The organism is Nonomuraea aurantiaca, assembly GCF_020215705.1.
Classification (GTDB): Bacteria; Actinomycetota; Actinomycetes; order Streptosporangiales; family Streptosporangiaceae; genus Nonomuraea; species Nonomuraea aurantiaca.
In genome coordinates this window covers 1-20,514 of sequence record NZ_JAIWNB010000035.1, presented here as the reverse complement: position 1 = coordinate 20,514, position 20,514 = coordinate 1, and the positions used below count along the sequence as shown (strand labels likewise).

Sequence of the window (20,514 nt, the reverse complement as noted above, 5' to 3'; positions counted from 1 at the left end):
TCTCCCTAGAGGTGAAGGGGCCGGTAGGTACGCGGCCCGTAAAGGTCTTCGAGGAGCTCGTCGAGCTCGCCGAGCAGCGCCCACGCGTCGGAGGGCGGGCGCAGCAGGCAGCCGCGGACGAAGGCGCGCATCGTGCGGGGGTGCTCGCCGAGCAGCCCGGCGACGCATCGGGTGACGCCCAGCACGTCGTCCGACGCCTCGGAGAGCTGGGACCGGCACCAGTCGACGAGGACGAGCCCGTGGTCGAGGGGGTGGACGAGTACGTGGCGGGGGAGCACGGCGCCGTGCGTGACGCCGGCCCGGTGCGCCAGGCCGGTGGCCACCAGCAGCCGCCGCCAGATCCAGGCCACGTCCCGGGGGTCGAGGCCGGTGCCGATCCGGGTCAGGGGGACGAAGCCGCCGGGCGCCCGGCTGAGGACGTTCGCCTGGCGGACGGTCCGCCCCGCTTTATGGCGAAATTTCGAGACAAGGCGGGGGATGTACGGCAGGAAGCGCGGGTCCGCCTCCGCAGCGATCCGGGTGAGCGCGGCGGCCTCCCGTACCAGCAGGTGGTTGTCGGACGGGTCGCGCGGCAGCTTGAGCAGCGCGTCGCCGTCCGCCGGATACAGGACTGCGGTGCCGCCCCGATGCAGCGGCGGCCCGATCCGGTACGGCCCGACCCGCCGGCCCCGGTTGAAGTCGGACCACAGCTCGGCCAGCCGGGCGAACGCCCCCGCAGTGTCCGGAGACACGTCCGGGTGGAGTAACCGGGCATAGCGCCGGTAGACCCGCGCGGGGGAGCCACCCGTGAAAAGGTCGGCGGCCGAACGCGCCCCTGTGACGATCGACGCGGCCTCCTCGGCATTCACCGGATCTCGTCCTCTCGTGAGGGCCGCAGCAGGGCGGGATGCAGCAGCCGGGCGTCGCCCGCGCGGTACAGCTTGGCCCGCGGCCCGCCCCTGGACCCGCCGGTCTGCGTGGTCTCGCCGGTGCCCTCCACGAACCCGGGCACCGACAGCACCTTCCGGTGGAAGTTGCCCGCGTGCAGCGGCGTGCCCCAGACGCTCTCGTAGATCAGCCGCAGCTCGGAGATCGTGAACGTGTCGCCCGCGAACGCCGTGGCCAGCGGGGTGTACTCCAGCTTCGACCGGGCCCGCTCCACACCGTCGGCCAGGATGCGCTCATGGTCGAAGGCCAGCCGCGGCACGTCGTCGACCGGATGCCACACGGCCGCCGCCGCGTCGGTGCCCGCCCGGGGATCGGGCAGGTCGGGGGCGAAGGCCAGGTACGAGATCGACACCACCCGCATCCGCGGGTCCCGGCCGGGACCGCCGTAGCTGGCCAGCTGCTCGATGTGCGCGGGCGCGGTGTCCAGCCCGGTCTCCTCGGCCAGCTCGCGCACCGCCGCCCCCGCCAGGTCCTCGTCGGGCCTGATGAAGCCGCCGGGCAGCGCCCAGGCGCCCTCGTACGGCTCCACGCCGCGCTCCACGATCAGCACGTGCAGCCGCCGGTCGCGGATGGTCAGCGCCACCACGTCGACCGTCACCGCGACCGGTGGATAGCGCCGCGGGTCGTAGCCGGCCAGGAACTCTTCCATCACCAGTCCTTCTCAATCTGAGTCAATCTCGACTTGAGAATAACCAGCCAACATCACCATGTCCAGAAATTTGGGGATTTACGAGATCGCGTTTAGTTGTTAAGAAGGTTTATTAACAAACTCCATCGGCCTTGCGAGGACCCATGGCGCGCTCCCGGCTCATCCTCATCCTGCTCTGGACCTGCACTTTGCTGGTCAGCGCTGGAGGTGTCGCCCTGGCCGCCCCGGCCGCGACCGCCTCCTCGACAGCTCTCTCCGGCTACAAGATCCAGTCATCCGCCAAGGTGTCGGACTCCGGCGCCGCGATCTCCACTCCCGGCTACGCGGCCTCCGGCTGGTATCCGGTCGGCCCGCGCTCGACCGTCCTGGCCGGGCTGCTGGAGAACAACGTCTACTCCGATCCGTTCTTCTCCACGAACATGCAATCGATCCCGACCGCCGACTTCGACGTGCCCTGGTGGTACCGCTCGGACTTCACGCTCGGCTCGGAGACCGGGTTACGCACGTTCATCGACATCAGCGGCGTGATGTCGAGCGCCGACGTGTGGGTCAACGGCAGCCAGGTGGCCACGGCCGCCCAGGTCGCCGGCGCCTACACCCGGAACGAGCGCGACATCACCGCGCTGGTCCACCCGGGCGCCAACTCGGTGGCCTTCCGCGTCAACGCCAACAACCCCAACAACCACCTGACGATCGGCTGGATCGACTGGGTACAGGTCCCGCGCGACGACAACACGGGCATCTTCCGCGACGTGCTGATCAGGCGTAGCGCCGACGTCTCCCTGCGCGACGCGCACGTGATCACCAACCTGGCCGTCCCGGCGCTCGACCGCGCCGACCTGACGATCAAGGCCGATGTACGCAACGGCACGGGCAGCGCGGTGACCACCACGGTCAGCGGCACGATCGGCTCGCTCACCTTCTCCCAGAACATCTCGTTAGCCGCGAACGAGACGAAACGGATCACATTCAGTCAGACGCTGAACAACCCGCAGGTCTGGTGGCCGTACCAGATGGGCGCCCAGCCCCTCTACGACCTCAACCTCACCGCGACCGTCGGCGGCGCGGTGAGCGACTCGCTGACCCAGCGCTTCGGCGTCCGCAAGGTGGAGTCGGGCAAGAACGCCAGCGGCCGGCGCTTCTACAAGATCAACGGCCGGTCGATCCTGATCAGGGGCGGCGGCTGGTCGCCGGACATCTTCCTGCGCAAGGACCTGCGCTATCTCGAAGACAAGATCCGCTACGTCAAGGACCTCGGTCTGAACACGATCCGCATCGAGGGCCACCTGGACACCGACGAGCTCTACGACCTGGCCGACAAGTACGGCATCCTGACCATGCCCGGGTGGGAGTGCTGTAACAAGTGGGAGGGCTCGTTCGCCACGGCCGACTATCCCATCGCCAAGGCGTCGATGCAGGCGGAGGCCACCCGGCTGCGCAACCACCCCAGCGTGATCTCGTTCCTGATCGGCTCCGACAACCCGCCGACGGCCCAGAAGGAGACCAACTACCTCGACGCCCTGACGGCCGCCGAGTGGCCGCTGCCGATCGTCTCGGTGGCCTCGGACAAGTCCAGCCCGCAACTGGGCAACTCCGGCCTGAAGATGCCCGGCCCGTACGAATGGGTGCCGCCGAACTACTGGTACAACAAGCGCGAAGGCGGCGCGTTCGGCTTCAACTCCGAGACCAGCGCGGGCCCGGACGTGCCGACGCTCGACTCGCTGAAGCGGATGATGACCACCGCGCAGATCAACTCGCTGTGGCAGAGCCCGAGCGCGACGCAGTATCACCGCTCCCCGTCGAGCACGTTCAACAACCTGACGATCTACCACAACGCCCTCAGGGGCCGGTACGGCGTGCCGTCCAGCCTGAATGACTATGTGAAGAAGGCGCAGCTCGCCCAGTACGAGGCGGTCCGCGCGCAGTTCGAGGCATACGGCCGCAACTTCACCGACTCCAGCAACCCCTCGACCGGCGTCATCTACTGGATGCTCAACAGCGGCTGGTCCTCGCTGCACTGGCAGCTGTTCGACTACTACCTCGACCAGGGCGGCTCCTACTGGGGCGCGCGTGAGGCGAACAAGCCGCTGCACGTGCAGTACTCCTATGACAACAAGTCCGTCGTCGTGGTCAACTCGGGCACCTCGGCCGCCTCGGGCCTGACGGTCAAGACCGACGTGTTCAACATGGACGGCACCTCGAAGTACACCAACACGGCCACCGTCACCGCCCCCGCCGACGGCGGCAAGGCCACCGCGGTCACCGTGCCGTCGATCAGCGGCCTGTCCACGACCTACCTCGTACGGCTGAGCCTGCTGCGGGGCGGCGAGGAGATCGACCGCAACGTCTACGCCCTGTCCACCGCGAGCGACGTCATCGACTGGGACAACAACGACTGGTACTACGTGCCGACCACCAGCTACGCCAACCTGACCGGGCTCAACGGCCTGGCCCAGGCCCCGATCACCGCCACCGCCACCTCGCCGTCCCCCGGGAACGTGAGTGTGACGATCAAGAACACCGGCACCGGCGCGATCCCCGCGTTCATGCTCGACGCGCACGTCGTGGACGCGGCCGGCAAGCCGGTGCTGCCGATCCAGTGGTCGGACAACGCCATCAGCCTCTGGCCGGGCGAGTCCAAGACGCTGACCGCCACGTACCGTGCCTCCGACCTGAGCGGCGCGGCGAGCGTCAGGGTCTCCGGCTGGAACACCGCGACGCTCACCGTCCCGGCCGGGCCGACCGGCCCGCCCGACACCGAGAAGCCCAGCGTGCCGGGCAACCTGCACAGCACCGCCAAGACGTCCAACAGCGTCTCGCTGGCCTGGGACGCCTCCACCGACAACACCGGCGTGACCGGCTACGACGTCTACAACGGCACGACCCTGGCCACCACCGTCACCGGCACGACGGCGACGGTCTCGGGCCTGACGGCCGCCACGTCGTACACGTTCACGGTCAAGGCCCGCGACGCGGCCGGCAACACCTCGGACGCCTCGAACGCGGTCACCGAGACCACCGGCAGCGGCCCGGTCGTCTACCAGGCCGAGGATGCGACGATCTCCCAGGGCGTGGTGGAGTCGAACCACGACGGCTACACGGGCACCGGCTTCGTGAACTACGACAACCTGACCGGCAGCTACGTCGAGTGGACGGTCAACGCCCCCGTGGCGGGACCGGTCACTCTGGAGCTGCGCTACGCCAACGGCACGACGGTGAACCGGCCGATGTCCATCACGGTCAACGGCGGCGCCGCCGTGACCCGCGATTTCAACGCCACCGGCAACTGGGACACCTGGCAGACCTCCACCCTCACCGTCACCCTCGCGCAAGGAGTCAACAAGATCAGAGCCACCGCCACGACGGCCAACGGTGGCCCGAACGCCGATCGGATCTCGATAGGCTGACCTCATGATTCGCCACGTCGTGCTGTTCACCTGGACCGAAGACGCCACCGAGGAGCAGAAGGCCACGGTGGCCACCGAGTTGCGCAAACTGCCGGGGATCATCCCGGAGATCCGCGCGTACACGGCGACGGCCGACGCGGGCATCAACCAGGGCAACCACGAGTTCGGGGTGGTCGCCGACTTCGACAACGTCGACGACTACCTGGTGTACCGCGATCACCCTCAGCACCAGAAGGTGATCGCGGAACACATCAGGCCCATCATGGCGAGCCGGGCCGTCGCTCAACTTTCTCTGTAGGCTGCTCGTCGGTCCACCCCAGCCGCTCGACCAGCAACGACTCGAACGGCCGGCCGACCGGCAACCATGCCTCCTTCCCGTCCGGCCGGAGCAGTTCGCTCTGCACAGCCAGCAGATCACCGCTGTCCCGGTCGATGATGATCTGCTGCTGCAGGGGGTCGCCGAGAAGCAGCGCGACCCCCGCGCGGCCCTCGTCGTCCTTGACTCCGTCGGCCACCTTCACGTGCGGCAGCCCGGCGAGCATCCGGTAGACCGCCGCCCGCGTGCCCGGAGTGCTCGGAGCGTCGAGGAGCAGCCACCTGCCCGCCGTCCAGAGCCAGCCCTCCTGGTTGTCGGCGTCCGCGGGATACTGCTTCAGCAGCTCGGCCTTGAGAGCCTTGGCGTCGGTCGGCAGTTGCGCCACGGGCTTCAGCTTTTCCTGCCGCAGCTCCCGCCGCCACCAGGCGCCCGTGCCCGGGGGCTGCGCGGCCAGCCGGTCCGCCGCCGCCGCGAGCCCCACCCGGGACCAGGCGGGCAGCCGGCGGCGCGGGGGGCGGTCCATGAGCCGCGCCCGGATCCCCATCGTCCGGGCCGGATCGGCGGGCCGGATCGGGCCAGCGCCCGGTAGCGCCGGAGCTCGGCCCGCCGATGCTTGCCGACCAGATTGGTGGCGATGCCGTACAGCCAGCATCTGATGCCGCCTTTGGCGGCGTCGGCCCGCTCCCGGGAGACCCTTCCGGTTAGATTTCCGGCGGGTTGTTCTCGCGGTGCATCAGCTGGTGGTCAGAGGTACGGCCCCGTTTCGGGGCCAGCACGATGCTCAGGACCACGCCCACCCCGCCGACGATCATGAAGATGACGCCGATCGTGTCCATGTGCACGCTCTGGCCGAACACGTCCGGTTCGATGGCGAATCGCAGGATGGCGCCGAGCGTGAGGAAGAAGATGCTGACCCCGACACCCATGACGACCTCCAGAACGGCAAAGAACGCGTACGCCCTCGGTCATACCCGGGTATGCGTGATCACACTCAGGCGAGACAGGACAGTGGCTTCCCGTCATTGAAGGTGATCATGTCGACGACGGCCGCGACGAGGTCGATCGTCCCGCCACGGGGCAGTCCGCCCAGCTCGGCGTAGGCGCGGTGCAGGTTGCCGACGATGCGCTCCGCGTCCAGCAGCTCGCCCCACTCGCCCAGATCGGTCTCGCGGGCCGCCTCCAGGGGAGTCAGCCCCGCCGCCCGGCCGCGCTCGGCGGTCGCCAGCACGAACTCCAGGTAGCGCCGCACCGGGTCGAAGACCTCGGGCCCGCACACGTCGCCGTGCCCTGGCACGACCGTCTCCGCGCCCAGCTCCCTGAGCTGGGCGAGCGCCTCGATCGCGCCCGTCACCGAGCCCATCAGCACGAACGGCGTGCCGCCGTTGAAGGCCAGGTCGCCCGCGAACAGCAGCCGCCGCTCCGGGATCCAGACGTAGGAGTCGTTGGTCGTGTGCGCGGCGAAGCCGACGTGCCGCACCTCGCAGCGCAGGTCGTCGGAGTAGACCGTGACCCGGTCGGTGTAGGTGAGGAACGGCGCCACCGCCTCCAGGTCGCCCCACTCCACGTCGGGCGACCAGGCGAACGTCCGGTAGTCGGGGATGCCCTCGGCCAGGATCAGCTCGCGGGTCCGCTCGTGGGCGACGATGGTGGCCTCGGGGAAGAGGTAGTTGCCGAAGGTGTGGTCGCCGTGGTGGTGGGTGTTGATCAGCGTGGTGATCGGCCGGTCGGTGACCTCGGCGATGGCCTGCCGGTACGCCCGGGTGCGGCGCTCGGTCGAGCAGGCGTCGATCGAGATCACGCCGCGCCGCCCGGCCAGGAAGCCGGTGTTGTTGATCCACCAGCTGCCGTCGGGCTGGATGTAGGCGAAGACGCCCGCCGAGACCTCTTCGACGCGAGGCGGGGGCAGCGGGTGATCGTGGGTGGACGCGCTCATGCCGCGAACGTACCCGGTGCGGGGCGTACGGACTGTGTATTTCGCAGCAGAACGCCCGCTTCACAGCGAAGCGGGCGTTCAGCGGGCGGCGGCTGGTCTGTTCGGACCTAGAAGGCGGCCTCCGGCAGGTCCATCAGGTCCTGGCCGGTGGCGGTGAGCACCCGGCGCTCGGTGGCCAGGCGGGGCAGCACGGTCGTCGCGAAGAACGAGGCGGCGGCGACCTTGCCCTGGTAGAAGGCGTCCTCGCCGTCGGCGAGCCGGGCCAGCGCGACCTCGGCCTGGCGCAGCAGCAGCCAGCCGATCACCAGGTCGCCCAGGGCGAGCAGCATCCTGGTCGTGTTGAGCCCGACCTTGTAGACCTCGCTCGGCGTCTCCAGCGCGGCCAGCGCCCAGCCGGCCATCGTGTCGCCCATGGCCTTGATGTCGGCGGCGGCCTCGGCGAGCAGCTTGCGCTCCTCCTTGAGGCGGCCGTTGCCGGCGTCGGAGGAGGCGAAGGCGTTGATCTCGGCCAGCAGCGAGCCGATCGCGGCGCCCTGGTTGCGCAGGATCTTGCGGAAGAACAGGTCCAGGCCCTGGATCGCGGTGGTGCCCTCGTACAGGGAGTCGATCTTGGCGTCGCGGATGTACTGCTCGATCGGGTAGTCCTGCAGATAGCCCGAGCCGCCGAGCGTCTGCAGGGACCGGGCGAGCAGCTCGTACGACCGCTCGGAGCCGACGCCCTTGACCAGGGGCAGCAGCAGGTCGTTCATGTCGCGCGCGTGCCGGTCGCCGGGGTTCATCTGGATGGCGTCCTGGAACGTGGCCGTGTAGAGCACCAGCGCGCGCATGCCCTCGACGTACGACTTCTGCAGCATCAGCTCGCGGCGTACGTCCGGGTGGTGCGTGATCGGCACCCGGGGCGCGGACTTGTCGGCCGTCCTGGTCAGATCGGCGCCCTGGGCGCGGCTCTTGGCGTACTCCAGGGCGTTCAGGTAGCCGGTGGAGAGCGTGGCGATGGCCTTGGTGCCGACCATCATGCGGGCGTGCTCGATCACCATGAACATCTGCCTGATGCCCTCGTGCACGTCGCCGACCAGCCAGCCGATGGCCGGGTGCTTGTCGCCGAAGGTGAGCTCGCAGGTCGTGGAGACCTTCAGGCCCATCTTCTTCTCCACGTTGGTGACGTAGACGCCGTTGCGCTCGCCCAGCTCACCCGTCTCCAGGTCCACGTGGAACTTGGGCACCAGGAACATCGACAGGCCCTTGGTGCCGGGTCCGTGTCCCTCGGGGCGGGCCAGCACCAGGTGGAAGATGTTCTCGGACATGTCGTGCTCGGCGCTGGTGATGAAGCGCTTGACGCCCTCGATGTGCCAGGTCCCGTCGGGCTGCCGGGTCGCCTTGGCCCGGCCCGCGCCGACGTCGGAGCCCGCGTCGGGCTCGGTCAGCACCATGGTGGCGCCCCAGTCGCGCTCGATGGCCAGCTCGGCGAAGCGCTTCTGGGCCTCGGTGCCGACCTCCCACAGCGTGTAGGCGAAGTTGGGGCCGGCGGCGTACATGTAGAGGGCCGGGTTCGCGCCGAGGACCATCTCGGCCGTGGCCCAGGCCAGGCTCCGGGGGATGCCGGGGCCGCCCAGCTCGCGCGGCAGGTCGAGATGCGCCCAGCCACCGTCGACCAGCGCCCGGTACGACTTCTTGACACCCTCCGGCACGGTGACCGAGCTCGTGGCCGCGTCGAAGACCGGCGGGTGGCGGTCGCCCTCCTCGAACGAGTCGGCGAGCACACCGGTGGCCAGTCTGTTGACCTCTTCCAGAATGCCGCGGGCGACCGATTCGTCGATGTCGGCATACGGCCCGGTGCCGAGGATCTCGCGTCGCCCGAACACCTCGAAGAGGTTGAACTCCAGGTCACGGACGTTGCTCTTGTAGTGGCCCATGAGTGTGGATCTCCTTGAACCGGGGGCGTTATGTACTGGCCAGTAACCTTACTCGAAATGCTACCCGCGAGTAACCATGAATATGCGTGGCATGCTCATCTCCATGGACGCCGAAGAACTCGCCACCCGGTGGCGAGAGCGACTGGACTCCTGGGCCATCCCCGCCGAGATCATGGCCAAGGCGCCGGTCGATCCGTGGGGCCACTCCCCGGCGCGGTTCGCCACGCGCACCGACAGGGCACTCGCCGAGCCCGACGACGGGCCGACCTCGACGCACCTCAGCGAGGCGCTGGAGGAGGGCGCCACGCTGCTCGACGTCGGCGCGGGCACCGGCGCCGCGTCGCTGCCGCTGCACGACCGGCTCTCCATGCTGTACGCGGTCGACACCTCCGCCGCGATGCTCGACGAGCTCACCCTCAGGGCGGACAAGCTCGGCGTCCCGCTCACCGCGATCGAAGGCCGCTGGCCCGACGTGGCGGGGCAGGTGCCGGTCGCCGACGTGGTGGTCTGCGCCCACGTCATCTACAACGTGCCCGACCTGGCCGACTTCCTCCGCGCGCTGAACGACCACGCCAGGCGCCGCGTCGTCATCGAGCTGCCGCACCGCCACCCCATGAGCTGGATGGCCCCGCTGTGGCAGCACTTCCACAACGTGGACCGCCCGGTCCGGCCGGTCGCCGAGGACTGCGTGGCACTGGCGGCCGCGCTCGGCTTCGCCGTACGGGTCGAGGAGCGGGAGGCGCCGCTGGACCGGTTCAACTCCCTGGAGGACCTGGCCGACAGCGTCTGCCAGCGCGCCTGCCTCGACCCCGCGCGCTCGGCGGAGGTCGGCGCGACGGCCCTGGAGCTCGGCATGTGGCCGCTTCCACGGGAGCGCTGGACCACGATCTGGTGGGACTGAGCGCGGCCGCCAACCGGCTGATGCTCCAGGAGTTCCTCACGATGCCCGGGATCGACCCGGCGCCACCGCGGGCCAGACCCCTGGAGGAGGCCAGGCGGGCCATGGACGACCTGATCAACCGCCGGGTCACTGGGAAGATCGTGCTCGTCCCTGCCTCGTGAGCGTCAGGACGCCGGCGATCACATAGACCAGGGCGCCATGCCAGACCGACTGGAACGCCGAGCCGAACACTCCCTCCCCGTCGAGTACGAGCTGCACCGGGTAGTCCAGGACCGCCGTGATGGCGGCCGGCAGCAGCGCGAACCTCCACGGGTGCTTCAGCGCCCACAAACGCGCCTGGCGGGTGACCCGGTCGCCCTCGTTCGGCTTGGACACCGCGCCGATGGCGGCGACCAGCGCGAACACGCTGATCCCCAGGCCGAGCGACCACACCAGGCCAGCGGAGTCGGTAAGCACACCCAGCCCGAAGCTGACCGCGGCCGTCGCGCCACCGCTGACGGCGGCGGTCTTCCAAGGGGCGCCACGCAGAGCGGCGCCGGACAACGAGACCTCATCGCGTCGACTGATTTCGTTCATGTCCCCAGAGTGCCTTTCGACACCCCTTTATCGCATCGGGGACCTACCCTGAGCCCTCCCTGACTTGTCGGGCATGATTCGGGCATGGACGAAACCTGGATTTTCCGCCCGGCCCGTGCCGACGACGTGCCCGCCGTCGTGGCGATGCTGGCCGACGACCCGCTCGGTGCCAAGCGCGAGGGAGATCCGGCCGACGAGCGCTATCTGGCGGCCTTCGCCCGGATCGACGCCAACCCCTACGACGAGCTGATCGTCGCCGAGCGTGGCGGCAAGATCCTCGGGACCATGCAGCTCACCTACCTGGCCGGGCTCTCGCGGCTCGGGGCCGAGCGCTGCCAGATCGAGGCCGTCAGGGTCGACGCCTCCACCCGGGGTCAGGGTCTGGGACGCGAGATGATGTGGTGGGCGATCGACCGGGCGCGGGCTCGGGGCTGCGCGATCGTCCAGCTCACCTCGGACAAGTCGCGCACCGACGCGCACCGGTTCTACGACTCGCTCGGCTTCAGCGCCTCGCACGAGGGCTACAAGCTGTCGCTGTCGCCCAGCTGATCGATCATCCATCTGCACCACTCGGCGCGGTGCCGCTCATATCCCAGGCCGCACCGCAGTGTCGCGTAGTTGCCGAAGCGCGGATCGCCGAACGGCGGCGGGCCGTCGAACGCCGCCTCCTCCCGTTCGTACTCGGCCAGCCGCGCCTCGTGCGCGGCCAGCTGGTCGGCGAACATCCGCCTGACCAGCCCCGCCTCGGCCAGCCACGCCGCGTACGTCTTGAGCACCAGCTCGTCCCGCTCCGGCCGCTCCTTCGGCGGCCGGGTCACCCACCCGCGCAGCTCCGCGGCGCCCTCGTCCGTCAGGTGGTAGACCTTCTTGTCCTGCGGCCCCGGCCCGTGCCTGGCCTCGTAGCCGACCAGGCAGGCGGTCCGCAGCTTCTGCAGCTCGGCGTGGATCTGGCTGTGCCCGGCGGTCCAGAAGAAGCCGATGGGCCGCCGCATGGCCGCGGCGATGTCGTATCCGGTGCGGTCGCCGCGAGCCAGCACGGCGAGGATCGCGAATCCCAGCGTTGAGGTCATGGTGCCGCCAAGGGTATTGTCCCATCAACTATGTCACTTCAGACATAGTGCAGCGAAGGGGCGGCGGATGCGCGCGATCATCGGCTCGATCGGGCTTGTTCTGGCACTGACCGCCTGCGGAGGCGCGGTCAGCACCACGACCACGGCCACGGCCACGGCCGCGACCCCCACCCCGCCTACACCGGCGGCGAAGGCGGTGGTGACGGGCCCCAACGTCTCCGGATGCTTCACCAGCGCGGACGGCAAGATCTTCACCTACGGCGACGACCTGCCCGGCGTCATCACCGGCAAGGGCTCGGTCGGCGTGGTGATCACGTACGAGCGCAACGGCAACGTCTGCACCTGGCGCCCGCTCTCCGACCGCCTGGTCGCGGCCGGCTACCGTGTCCTGCTGTACGCCAGGAAGAGCGCCGAATACCCCGACGAGGTGACGGTCGCCATGGCCAAGCGCCTGTCCAAGGAGAAGGGCGTGCGGCGGCTGTTCCTGGTCGGCGGCTCCATAGGCGCGACCGCCTCCGTCCCGGCGGCGGAGCGGCTGGGCTCCAAGGTGGCCGGGGTCGTCGCCCTGTCCGGCGCGGTCGCCGAGGGCGAGGCGGCCAAGCTGACGGTCCCGCTGCTCCAGATCGGCAGCGAGAACGACGCGTACGGCGGCGCCAAGGACCTCCAGCGCACCCACGACGCCGCCACCAAGGCCCCCGACAACGAGCTCCACGTCATCAAGGGCGGAAGCCTGCACGCCTCAGCGCTGTTCGGCAGCCCTCAAGGCCCCGAGGTGCTCGACCGGATCATCGACTTCATGGACCGGCACAAGGGCTGACCTCGACCAGGTTGTCATGGAAGGCGGGACCCCTGCCCATGTCGGCGTCGCGTTCGGCCACGACCGCGTTGGCATTCGCGCCGCCGGGGCTGTGCTTGGGCCAGCGGCCCTTGGGCGAGGCCACCACGCCGGGCGCCACGCGGTCGCTCACCTCGACGTCGGCCAGGAACTCGCCGCTCGCGTTGTGCACCCGCACCCGCTGCCCGCTCACCAGCCCGCGTGCCTCGGCGTCGGCCGGGTTGACCAGCACCACGGGCTCCTTGGCCCGGCGTCTGAGCTCCGGGTTGTTGCCGAAGATCGTGTTGAGGAAGGTGTGCGCCGCCGGTGTCACCAGGGTCAGCGGGTACGGCGAGCCGTCGGCCGTACGCAGCGAATGGGGTGGGACGTAGGCCTTGCCGCGCGGCGGGAAGCGGAGCCGGCCGGAGGCGGTGGGGAAGCCTTCGGCGAAGGGGGTGAACGGCTGGGGGTAGTTCATCCGCACCCATCCCTCCTTGCGCAGCCGGTCCAGCGTGACGCCCTCCAGCGACGGGTGGCCGCTGCTCAGCAGCTGCTCGGCCAGCTCCAGATCGGAGTCGTACAGCGACGGCTCCGTCATCCCCATGTGGGCGGCCAGGCGGCGGAACGTCTCGGCGGTGGACAGGCACTCGCCCGGCGGCGCCACGGCGGGCTCGTTCCAGAGCAGGTAGAGGTGGCCGTACCCGGCGTGCAGATCCATGTGCTCCGTCTGCATGGTCGCGGGGAGCACGATGTCGGCGTAGTCGACCGTGTCGGTCGGGAACTGCTCCATGACCACCGTGAACAGGTCCTCGCGGGCCAGCTGCCGCCGGATCCTGTTGGCGTCGGGGGTCGAGCCGACCGGGTTGGCGGCGTACACCCAGAGGCACTTCACCGAGTCCAGCTCGGAGGCCAGCCGGGTCATGGTCAGCGTACGGACCGGCTTGGCCAGCAGGTCGTCGCGCTTGTCGATGTCGAGATGCACGTGGCCGCTGGTGGAGTAGGCCACGCCGCCGCCCGGGTGGCGCCAGTCGCCGGTGACGCCGGGGATCGCGGCGATCGTCCGCAGCGCGGTGCCGCCGCCGGCGTGCCGCTGGATGCCCATCGTGGTCCGGATCGCGGTCGGCCGGGTGTGCGCGAGCCGCGTCCCCAGCTCGCGGATGTCGGCGGCCGGGATGCCGGTGATCTCGGCGGCCCGCTCGACGGGGTAGGCCAGGATCTCCTCGCGGAAGGACTCCCAGCCTTGGGTGTGCTCGGCGAGGAACTCCTCGTCCTGGGTGCCCTCGGCGAGCACCACGTTCAGCAGGGCCAGCGCGAGCACGGCGTCGGTGCCCGGCCGGATCGCCAGATGCCGGTCGGCCTGGTCGGCGGTCCTGGTGCGGATCGGGTCGATGGCCACCACGTACGCCCCGGTCGCGCGGGCGTCCTGGACGAACTTCCACAGGTGGTGCCCGCTGGTCAGCGTGTTCGTGCCCCACAGCAGGATCAGCCGGGACAGCGCGAGGTGCTCGGGGTCCATGCCGGCGGGCGTGCCGTTGGTCAGGCTCAGCCCGGCGCCGCCGGCCGTGGCGCAGATGTTCAGCCAGTGCTTGGAGGCGCCCAGCATGTTCCAGAACCGGCGCCCGGCGACGCCCTCGCAGCCCTGGATGTAGCCGAGCGAGCCCGTGCCCACGTACGGCCAGATGGCCTCGCCGCCGTGCTCGTCGATGATGTTCCGCAGCCTGACGGTGATTTCGTCGAACGCCTCCTCCCAGGAGATACGCTCGAACTCGCCCGACCCCTTGGGCCCGGTACGGCGCAGCGGGTACAGGATGCGGTCGTCGGCCTGGGTGTGCTCCAGATACCGGTTGACCTTCACGCAGAGCGCGCCCCGGGTGTAAGGCTGCTCCGGATTGCCGCGCATCTTCACGGCCTTGCCGTCCTCGACCGTGACGATCCAAGAGCAGGTATCAGGGCAGTCCAATGGACATGCCCCCAAAACTCGCAACTCACCCGACATGCGACACAGCTTACGTGTCGCTCCGCCAGGCATTAGGGGAGCCACGGCATGTCCCGACTCGCGGTAGAAATCAAGGGTGAAGGATTGAAGGGGCCCAAAGATCGTACGGTCGGTCGGGAAGGTGCAGAATCTCTGTCGGTGGCCGAAATCAGGGAACGTGATGACGCGGAGGACCTCGCGGAGGGGGATCCAGCCGTGGCCGAAGCGCGCGCTGACACGGACGTCTACGTAGTCGAGCCGCTGCTGCCCCAGCGCCTGCGCCGGCCCTCCGACCTGCTGCGCTTCCTCTCCACGCTGCTCGTGCTCGCCGCGGTCGTCCTCATCGCCCTGGTCGCCAAGCAGACGCTCAACGGCCTCGAAGCCGACGTCAAAGAAGGCACCACCCTCGTCCCCGATCTGCTCAGCCGCGTGGCGACGTTCCTCGGCGGCGCGGCCGTGCTCATCGTGCCGGTGGCCTTCGCCGTCGAGCGCGTCTTCCACCGCGACGGCCTGCGCGTGGCCGAGGGCCTGATCGCCGCGATCATCGGCATGGTCGGCTCGTTCCTGCTCGGCCAGTGGCTGATCGGGGGCAGCGCCGAGGACCTGCGCATGCTGCTGACCGGCGGGCGTTCCATCGAGCCGCTCAACACGCTGCTGACCTCCGTGGTCGCCTACGCCACCGCCGTGCGCATCTCGCGCCGCCCCACCTGGCGCATGCTCATGTGGACGGTGATCGCGCTCGACATCTTCGCGCTCTTCTCCGGCAGACAGATCACGCTGCCGGGCGCGATCGTGCCCGTCCTGGTCGGCATGGCCGTGGGCTACGGCACCCTGTACGGCGTGGGCAGCCCCAACACCCGGCCGCCCGGCAACGCGGTCATCGCCGCCCTCCGCAAGCTCTCCTTCTCCCCGCAGTCGGCCCGCCGCATCGAGGACGACCACCAGGGCAGCCGCCGCTACGCCATCGGGCTCAAGGACGGCAGCAGCCTCGACGTCACCGTGCTCGACCGCGACCGGCAGGTGGCCGGCCTGCCTTACCGGCTCTGGCGGCGGATCCGGCTCAACTCGGAGACCAGGCGCCGGGCGATCAGGTCGCTCCGCGCCGAGCTGGAGCGCGAGGCGCTCATGGCCTACGCCGCGCAGGCGGCCGGCGCGAGCACCCCGCGCCTGCTCGGCACCAGCGAGATCGGCACCGAGGCCGCGCTGCTCGCCTACGAGCACCTCGAAACCCGCCCGCTCGACGACGTGCCCGACGCCGACATCGACGACGCCCTGCTCGCCCAGATCTGGGAGCAGGTCGCGCTGCTGCAGATCCAGCGGCTCGCCCACCGGCGGCTGACCGGCGACAGCATCCATCTCGACCCGGCCGGCCGGGTCGTGCTCACCGACGCCCGCAGCGGCGAGATCGCGGCCGGCGACCTGCTGCTCCGGCTCGACGTCGCCCAGCTGCTCACCTATCTGGCGCTGCGCGTCGGCGCCGAACGCTCCGTGCGGGCCGCCGCCGCCGTCATGGGGTCCGACGCGCTGGCCGCCGCGATGCCGCTGCTCCAGCGCATCGCCCTCACCCGCGAGACCCGCTCGGCGCTGTCGAAGGACAAGGGCGTGCTCGGCGAGCTGCGCGAGCACATCGTGGCGCTCAAGCCGCAGGGCAAGGTCGAGGAGATCCGGCTGGAGCGGTTCCGGCCGCGCACGCTGGTCACGATGATCGCCAGCACGCTGGCCGCGTACTTCCTGCTGTCGCAGCTCAGCCAGGTCAACGTCGTGCATGTGGTGACCACCGCCAACTGGGCCTGGTCGGTGCTGGCGCTGGCCGCCTCGTTCGTCAGCTTCGTGGCCGCCGCGCTCATGCTCAGGGGCTTCGTACCCGAGCATCTACCGCTCTGGCGCACGGTCCTCGTCCAGTTCGCGGCCTCGTTCGTCAAGCTCGTCACGCCCGCCGCCGTCGGCGGCGTCGCGATCAACACGCGCTACCTGCAGAAGCGCGGCATCTCGCCCGCGCTCGCGGTGGCCAGCGTGGGCGCCTCGCAGCTGAGCATGATGGTCTTCCACATCGCGCTGCTGCTGCTGTTCGCCTACATCACCGGGTCCAACACCGCCACCGCGTTCAGCCCGTCCCGTGGGCTGGTCGTGGTGATGCTGTCGGTCGCGGTGCTGGTCGTGGTGCTGTTCGGGGTGCCGCCGCTGCGCCGGTTCATCACCGGGCGGATGCACAAGCTGTTCGCCAACGTGCTGCCCAGGCTGCTCGACGTGCTGCAGTCGCCGCGCAAGATGATCGAGGCCTGCGTCGGCACCTTGATGATCACGATCGCGTTCGTCGTCTGCCTCGACGCCTGCGTCGAGGCTTTCGGCGGTGAGCTCAGCTTCACCGCCGTCGCCGTCGTCTACCTCACGGCCAACGCGATCGGCTCGGCCGCGCCCACACCTGGTGGCCTGGGCGCGGTCGAGGCGTCGCTCACCCTGGGCCTGACCGTGGCCGGGCTGCCCGCCGAGCTGGCCACGTCGGCCGTCCTGTTGCACCGGCTGCTCACGTTCTGGCTGCCGGTGCTGCCCGGCTGGGCGGCCTTCACCTACCTCCAGCGGCACGAAGCTCTATGACCTTGTCGATGGCCTCGAGCTCGTCCTGAGTGAACGCCGGGCCGTCGACGCAGGCCACGTTGTCCTCCAGCTGCTTCACGCTGCTCGCGCCGATCAGCACGCTGGTCACCCGCGAATCCCTGATCGCCCACGACAGCGCCATCTGCGCCAGCGACTGGCCGCGCGTCTTGGCGATCTCGTTGAGGTCGCGCGCCAGATCGCGGTCGATCCGGTCGGCGCTCAGGAACCGGCTGGTCGCCGCCCGCGAGTCGTCGGGGACGCCGTCGAGGTAGCGGTCGGTCAGCAGCCCCTGGGCGAGCGGTGAGTAGACGATGCACCCCATGCCCGCCTCCTCCAGCACATCGAGCAGCCCGTCCTCGATCCAGCGGTTGATCATCGAGTAGGACGGCTGGTGGATGAGCAGCGGCGTGCCCAGCGCCCGCATGATCCGCGCGGCCTGCGCCGTCTGCTCGGCGGAGTAGTTGGAGATCCCCGCGTACAGTGCCTTGCCCGAGCGCACCGCCCGGTCCAGCGCGCCCATCGTCTCCTCCAGCGGCGTCTCGGGATCGGGCCGGTGGCTGTAGAAGATGTCGACGTAGTCGAGCCCCATCCGCGCCAGCGACTGGTCGAGGCTGGCGAGCACGTACTTGCGCGAACCCCACTCGCCGTACGGCCCCGGCCACATGTCGTAGCCGGCCTTGGTGGAGATGACCAGCTCGTCCCGGTAGCGGGTGAAGTCCTCGCGGAAGATCCCGCCGAAGTTGCGCTCCGCCGAGCCGTACGGCACACCGTAGTTGTTGGCCAGGTCGAAGTGCGTGACGCCCAGGTCGAACGCCCGCCGCAGGATCGCCCGCGAGTTGTCGATCGGCCGGTTGTCGCCGAAGTTGTGCCAGAGACCGAGCGAGACGGCAGGCAGCTTGAGGCCGCTGCGCCCGCTGCGGTTGTACGGCTGGCGCTCGTAGCGGTCGTCGTCAGGCTGGTAGGTCATGAGGTGCCTCTCTCGATGATCCAGGAGAGCGCGAAGGCCTCTTCGCGCCAAACGTCATAGCGCCCGCTCCGGCCGCCGTGTCCCGCGCCCATCTCCGTCTTCAGCAGGAACGGACCACCACCTGCCGTGGCCCGCAGCCTGGCGATCCACTTCGCGGGCTCGTGGTAGAGCACCCGGGTGTCGTTCAGGCTGGTGATCGCGAGAATCGGGGGATACGGGCGATCGTCCACGTTCTCGTACGGCGTGTAGCTCTTCATGTACGCGTATACGTCGGCGTTGTGCAGGGGGTCGCCCCACTCGTCCCATTCGATCACCGTCAGCGGTAGCGACGGGTCGAGGATCGTGTTGAGCGCGTCGACGAACGGCACCTCGGCCACCACGCCCGCGAACTCCTCCGGAGCCAGGTTCGCCACCGCGCCCATCAGCAGGCCGCCGGCCGAGCCGCCCCTGGCGACGATCCGCTCGCTCCAGCCCGACGCCTTCAGGTGCCTGGCCGCCGCGACGAAGTCGGTGAAGGTGTTCTTCTTCTTGGTGAGCTTGCCCTCCTCGTACCAGCGACGGCCCATTTCGCCGCCGCCCCTGATGTGCGCCACGGCGAAGATGAAACCGCGGTCGAGCAGGGACAGCCTGGGGACCGAGAAACCGGGGTCGATGGAGGTCTCGTAGCTGCCGTAGCCGTACAGGACGGTGGGGGCGGGCTTGGCGGTGTCCTTGCGCTTGACGAGGGAGATCGGGACCCGGGTGCCGTCCTCGGCGGTGGCCCACTCGCGGAACTGCTCGTAGTCGCCCGGGTCGTAGCCGCCCAGGACGGGGCGCTGCTTGAGCAGGATCAGCTCGTGGGTGGCCAGGTCATAGTCGTAGACGCTGGCCGGGGTGATCATGCTGGTGTAGGCGAGCCGGAGCCTGCCGGTGCTGAACTCCGGGTTGCCCGCCGGCCCGACGTCGTAGAGCGGCTCGGGGAACTCGATCTCGTATTCGTCGCCCCCGTACGGGAGGACGCGGATGCCGGTCAGCCCGTCGCGGCGGAAGTGGACGACGGCGTGGCCGGCGAACGCGTCGACCTCAAGGAGCCTGGTGTCGGCGCTGTGGGCGATCACCGGCGTCCAGGTGCTGGGCGCGTCGATCGGGGCGGTGGCCAGCTCGAAGTTCTCGGCGTTCTCGTTGTGGAGCACGTAGAAGAAGTCGCCGGCGTGCTCGATGCCGTACTCGACACCGGCCTTCCTGGGACGGACGACCTGGAACTCGCCCGTCGGGTCGGCGGCGTCGAGGATGCGCACCTCGCTGGTGATCTTGCTCCCGGCGCCGAGCACGAGGTACTTCTCGCTGCGGGTGAGCCCGATCCCGACCCAGTAGCGCTCGTCGCTCTCCTCATAGACCAGCACGTCGTCCGGCGAGCCGAGCGTGTGCCGGTAGACCTGGAAGGGACGCCAGGCGTCGTCGACGCGCGTGTAGAAGAACGCCGACCCGTCGGCCGACCAGGCGCCGCCGTAGAAGACGTTCTCGATCTCGTCGTCGAGCAGCTCGCCGGTCTCCAGGCTCTTGAACCTCAGGGTGAAGCGCTCGTCGCCCTTGTAGTCGGTGGAGTAGGCCAGCATCGTCCCGTCGGGCGTGATGGCGCTGGTGCCGACGGAGAAGAACGCGCTGTCGCCCGCCAGCTCGTTGCCGTCGAGGAGGACCTGCTCGTGGTCGAGGCGCTCGCCCGGGGTGACCGCGGGCGGGGTCTCGCCGTCTGCCGGTACGCGGCAGGAGACGGCGTACTGCTTGCCCTCCTCCGTCCGGCTGAAGTACCACCACTCGCCCTTGCGGCTCGGCACCGACAGGTCGGTCTCCTGGGTGCGGCCCTTGATCTCCTGGAAGACCTGCTCCTGGAGATCGCCGAGGTGAGCGGTCTGCTGCTGGAGGAACGCGTTCTCCGCCTCCAGGTAGGCGATCGTGTCGGGATCGTCCTTATTGGTGAGCCAGGCGTACTCGTCGATCACGGTGTCGCCGTGATGGGTGCGCTCAGTCGGTGACTTCTTCGCCTGCGGCGGTGTTTTGCTACTCACGTGGGGAGTCTATGTTCCGGGCCGTGATCGTTCTGTGGCCTCCGATCGGAGTGAAGGCGTCTCGAGTGGTCGGGGGCGCTGCTAATCTTTAGAAGTCGCCAGGTGCGGCGCAACCAACCTCCTCCACTTCGGTGGTTTTGACGTGGGTTGTGTTGTGCTTGGTGGCAGTCACTTCGATTCGCTACCCGGTCTACGGGATGGTAAATTGAAGGGGCGGTCGAAATTCCAAGCAAGTCCGGTCAATTTGACACAAAAACGGACTGGTGAAAGAATAACGACACAACGGAAAACGAAATGAACGCCTCTCGCAGGTTGGGGAGTACGCGTCCGTTTCTTGAGAACTCAACAGTGTGTTAAAAGCCAGTGCATGATGCACAACCCCGTCATGTCTGCGCCTTTATGGTGTGGATGTGGTGGATTCCTTTT

The 20,514-nt window shown here is 69.3% G+C and carries 18 protein-coding genes; 7 read left to right on the top strand and 11 right to left on the bottom strand.

What is annotated here, in order from left to right:
- Positions 1-5 precede the first annotated feature (5 nt).
- On the bottom strand, positions 6-848 hold the full coding sequence (locus LDL49_RS47975) for a molecular chaperone DnaJ (protein ID WP_225301639.1): 843 nt from the start codon (positions 846-848) through the stop codon (positions 6-8).
- Positions 845-1,576, bottom strand: a complete 732-nt coding sequence (locus LDL49_RS47970) for an NUDIX hydrolase (protein WP_225301638.1) — start codon at positions 1,574-1,576, stop codon at positions 845-847. The genes LDL49_RS47975 and LDL49_RS47970 overlap by 4 nt, the downstream gene beginning before the upstream one ends.
- A gap of 143 nt (positions 1,577-1,719) precedes the next feature.
- Between LDL49_RS47970 and LDL49_RS47965 the strand changes: the two genes are divergently transcribed.
- Both LDL49_RS47965 and LDL49_RS47960 read left to right on the top strand, forming a co-directional pair.
- Entirely contained in the window at positions 1,720-4,983 is a 3,264-nt protein-coding gene (locus LDL49_RS47965; protein WP_225301637.1) for a glycosyl hydrolase 2 galactose-binding domain-containing protein, read from the top strand.
- 4 nt (positions 4,984-4,987) lie between these two features.
- Positions 4,988-5,281, top strand: a complete 294-nt coding sequence (locus LDL49_RS47960; protein ID WP_225301636.1) for a Dabb family protein — start codon at positions 4,988-4,990, stop codon at positions 5,279-5,281.
- Here the strand turns inward: LDL49_RS47960 and LDL49_RS47955 are convergent.
- The 4 genes from LDL49_RS47955 to LDL49_RS47940 all read right to left on the bottom strand — a co-directional run bounded on the left by LDL49_RS47955 (position 5,244) and on the right by LDL49_RS47940 (position 9,145).
- On the bottom strand, positions 5,244-5,822 hold the full coding sequence (locus LDL49_RS47955) for a hypothetical protein (RefSeq protein WP_225301635.1): 579 nt from the start codon (positions 5,820-5,822) through the stop codon (positions 5,244-5,246). The genes LDL49_RS47960 and LDL49_RS47955 overlap by 38 nt on opposite strands.
- 178 nt (positions 5,823-6,000) lie before the next feature.
- Positions 6,001-6,225 carry a hypothetical protein gene (locus tag LDL49_RS47950; protein ID WP_225301634.1) on the bottom strand — a complete coding sequence of 75 codons (225 nt, stop codon included), beginning with the start codon at positions 6,223-6,225 and terminating at the stop codon, positions 6,001-6,003.
- Positions 6,226-6,290: 65 nt separating this feature from the next.
- Positions 6,291-7,232, bottom strand: coding sequence for an MBL fold metallo-hydrolase (locus tag LDL49_RS47945; RefSeq protein WP_225301633.1), 942 nt, complete (start codon positions 7,230-7,232; stop codon positions 6,291-6,293).
- A 107-nt stretch (positions 7,233-7,339) separates the two neighbouring features.
- Positions 7,340-9,145, bottom strand: coding sequence for an acyl-CoA dehydrogenase (locus LDL49_RS47940; protein ID WP_225301632.1), 1,806 nt, complete (start codon positions 9,143-9,145; stop codon positions 7,340-7,342).
- Positions 9,146-9,236: 91 nt separating this feature from the next.
- On the opposite strand from LDL49_RS47940, the gene LDL49_RS47935 reads away from it, so the two are divergent.
- Complete coding sequence (locus LDL49_RS47935; RefSeq protein ID WP_225301631.1) at positions 9,237-10,046, top strand: class I SAM-dependent methyltransferase; 810 nt, start codon at positions 9,237-9,239, stop codon at positions 10,044-10,046.
- Positions 10,037-10,207, top strand: coding sequence for a hypothetical protein (locus LDL49_RS47930; protein ID WP_225301630.1), 171 nt, complete (start codon positions 10,037-10,039; stop codon positions 10,205-10,207). Before LDL49_RS47935 ends, LDL49_RS47930 begins: the two co-directional genes overlap by 10 nt.
- Here LDL49_RS47930 and LDL49_RS47925 read toward each other — a convergent pair.
- Positions 10,173-10,622, bottom strand: a complete 450-nt coding sequence (locus LDL49_RS47925) for a hypothetical protein (RefSeq protein ID WP_225301629.1) — start codon at positions 10,620-10,622, stop codon at positions 10,173-10,175. The two genes, LDL49_RS47930 and LDL49_RS47925, sit on opposite strands and share 35 nt — an antisense overlap.
- An 84-nt stretch (positions 10,623-10,706) precedes the next feature.
- On the opposite strand from LDL49_RS47925, the gene LDL49_RS47920 reads away from it, so the two are divergent.
- On the top strand, positions 10,707-11,171 hold the full coding sequence (locus LDL49_RS47920; protein ID WP_225301628.1) for a GNAT family N-acetyltransferase: 465 nt from the start codon (positions 10,707-10,709) through the stop codon (positions 11,169-11,171).
- Here the strand turns inward: LDL49_RS47920 and LDL49_RS47915 are convergent.
- Entirely contained in the window at positions 11,144-11,692 is a 549-nt protein-coding gene (locus LDL49_RS47915; RefSeq protein ID WP_225301627.1) for a PadR family transcriptional regulator, read from the bottom strand. The two genes, LDL49_RS47920 and LDL49_RS47915, sit on opposite strands and share 28 nt — an antisense overlap.
- 67 nt (positions 11,693-11,759) lie before the next feature.
- On the opposite strand from LDL49_RS47915, the gene LDL49_RS47910 reads away from it, so the two are divergent.
- Positions 11,760-12,509 carry an alpha/beta hydrolase gene (locus tag LDL49_RS47910; RefSeq protein ID WP_225301626.1) on the top strand — a complete coding sequence of 250 codons (750 nt, stop codon included), beginning with the start codon at positions 11,760-11,762 and terminating at the stop codon, positions 12,507-12,509.
- Here the strand turns inward: LDL49_RS47910 and LDL49_RS47905 are convergent.
- Positions 12,487-14,466, bottom strand: a complete 1,980-nt coding sequence (locus tag LDL49_RS47905) for a molybdopterin-containing oxidoreductase family protein (protein ID WP_308016284.1) — start codon at positions 14,464-14,466, stop codon at positions 12,487-12,489. The genes LDL49_RS47910 and LDL49_RS47905 overlap by 23 nt on opposite strands.
- Positions 14,467-14,640: 174 nt before the next feature.
- On the opposite strand from LDL49_RS47905, the gene LDL49_RS47900 reads away from it, so the two are divergent.
- Positions 14,641-17,076, top strand: coding sequence for a lysylphosphatidylglycerol synthase transmembrane domain-containing protein (locus tag LDL49_RS47900; RefSeq protein ID WP_225301624.1), 2,436 nt, complete (start codon positions 14,641-14,643; stop codon positions 17,074-17,076).
- On the opposite strand, the gene mgrA is transcribed toward LDL49_RS47900, so the two are convergent.
- Positions 17,045-18,043: an L-glyceraldehyde 3-phosphate reductase gene (gene mgrA, locus LDL49_RS47895; RefSeq protein ID WP_225301623.1), complete on the bottom strand. Its 999-nt coding sequence runs from the start codon at positions 18,041-18,043 to the stop codon at positions 17,045-17,047. The two genes, LDL49_RS47900 and mgrA, sit on opposite strands and share 32 nt — an antisense overlap.
- Entirely contained in the window at positions 18,040-20,088 is a 2,049-nt protein-coding gene (locus LDL49_RS58825; RefSeq protein ID WP_225301622.1) for a S9 family peptidase, read from the bottom strand. Before LDL49_RS58825 ends, mgrA begins: the two co-directional genes overlap by 4 nt.
- Positions 20,089-20,514 lie beyond the last annotated feature (426 nt).

Excerpts from the sequence above, each read along its gene's own strand:
- LDL49_RS47970 (WP_225301638.1), bottom strand. The coding sequence starts at position 1,576 with ATGGAAGAGTTCCTGGCCGGCTACGACCCGCGGCGCTATCCACCGGTC.
- LDL49_RS47965 (WP_225301637.1), top strand. The coding sequence starts at position 1,720 with ATGGCGCGCTCCCGGCTCATCCTCATCCTGCTCTGGACCTGCACTTTG.
- LDL49_RS47960 (WP_225301636.1), top strand. The coding sequence starts at position 4,988 with ATGATTCGCCACGTCGTGCTGTTCACCTGGACCGAAGACGCCACCGAG.
- LDL49_RS47955 (WP_225301635.1), bottom strand. The coding sequence starts at position 5,822 with ATGGACCGCCCCCCGCGCCGCCGGCTGCCCGCCTGGTCCCGGGTGGGG.
- LDL49_RS47950 (WP_225301634.1), bottom strand. The coding sequence starts at position 6,225 with ATGGGTGTCGGGGTCAGCATCTTCTTCCTCACGCTCGGCGCCATCCTG.
- LDL49_RS47945 (WP_225301633.1), bottom strand. The coding sequence starts at position 7,232 with ATGAGCGCGTCCACCCACGATCACCCGCTGCCCCCGCCTCGCGTCGAA.
- LDL49_RS47940 (WP_225301632.1), bottom strand. The coding sequence starts at position 9,145 with ATGGGCCACTACAAGAGCAACGTCCGTGACCTGGAGTTCAACCTCTTC.
- LDL49_RS47935 (WP_225301631.1), top strand. The coding sequence starts at position 9,237 with ATGCTCATCTCCATGGACGCCGAAGAACTCGCCACCCGGTGGCGAGAG.
- LDL49_RS47925 (WP_225301629.1), bottom strand. The coding sequence starts at position 10,622 with ATGAACGAAATCAGTCGACGCGATGAGGTCTCGTTGTCCGGCGCCGCT.
- LDL49_RS47920 (WP_225301628.1), top strand. The coding sequence starts at position 10,707 with ATGGACGAAACCTGGATTTTCCGCCCGGCCCGTGCCGACGACGTGCCC.
- LDL49_RS47915 (WP_225301627.1), bottom strand. The coding sequence starts at position 11,692 with ATGACCTCAACGCTGGGATTCGCGATCCTCGCCGTGCTGGCTCGCGGC.
- LDL49_RS47910 (WP_225301626.1), top strand. The coding sequence starts at position 11,760 with ATGCGCGCGATCATCGGCTCGATCGGGCTTGTTCTGGCACTGACCGCC.
- mgrA (WP_225301623.1), bottom strand. The coding sequence starts at position 18,043 with ATGACCTACCAGCCTGACGACGACCGCTACGAGCGCCAGCCGTACAAC.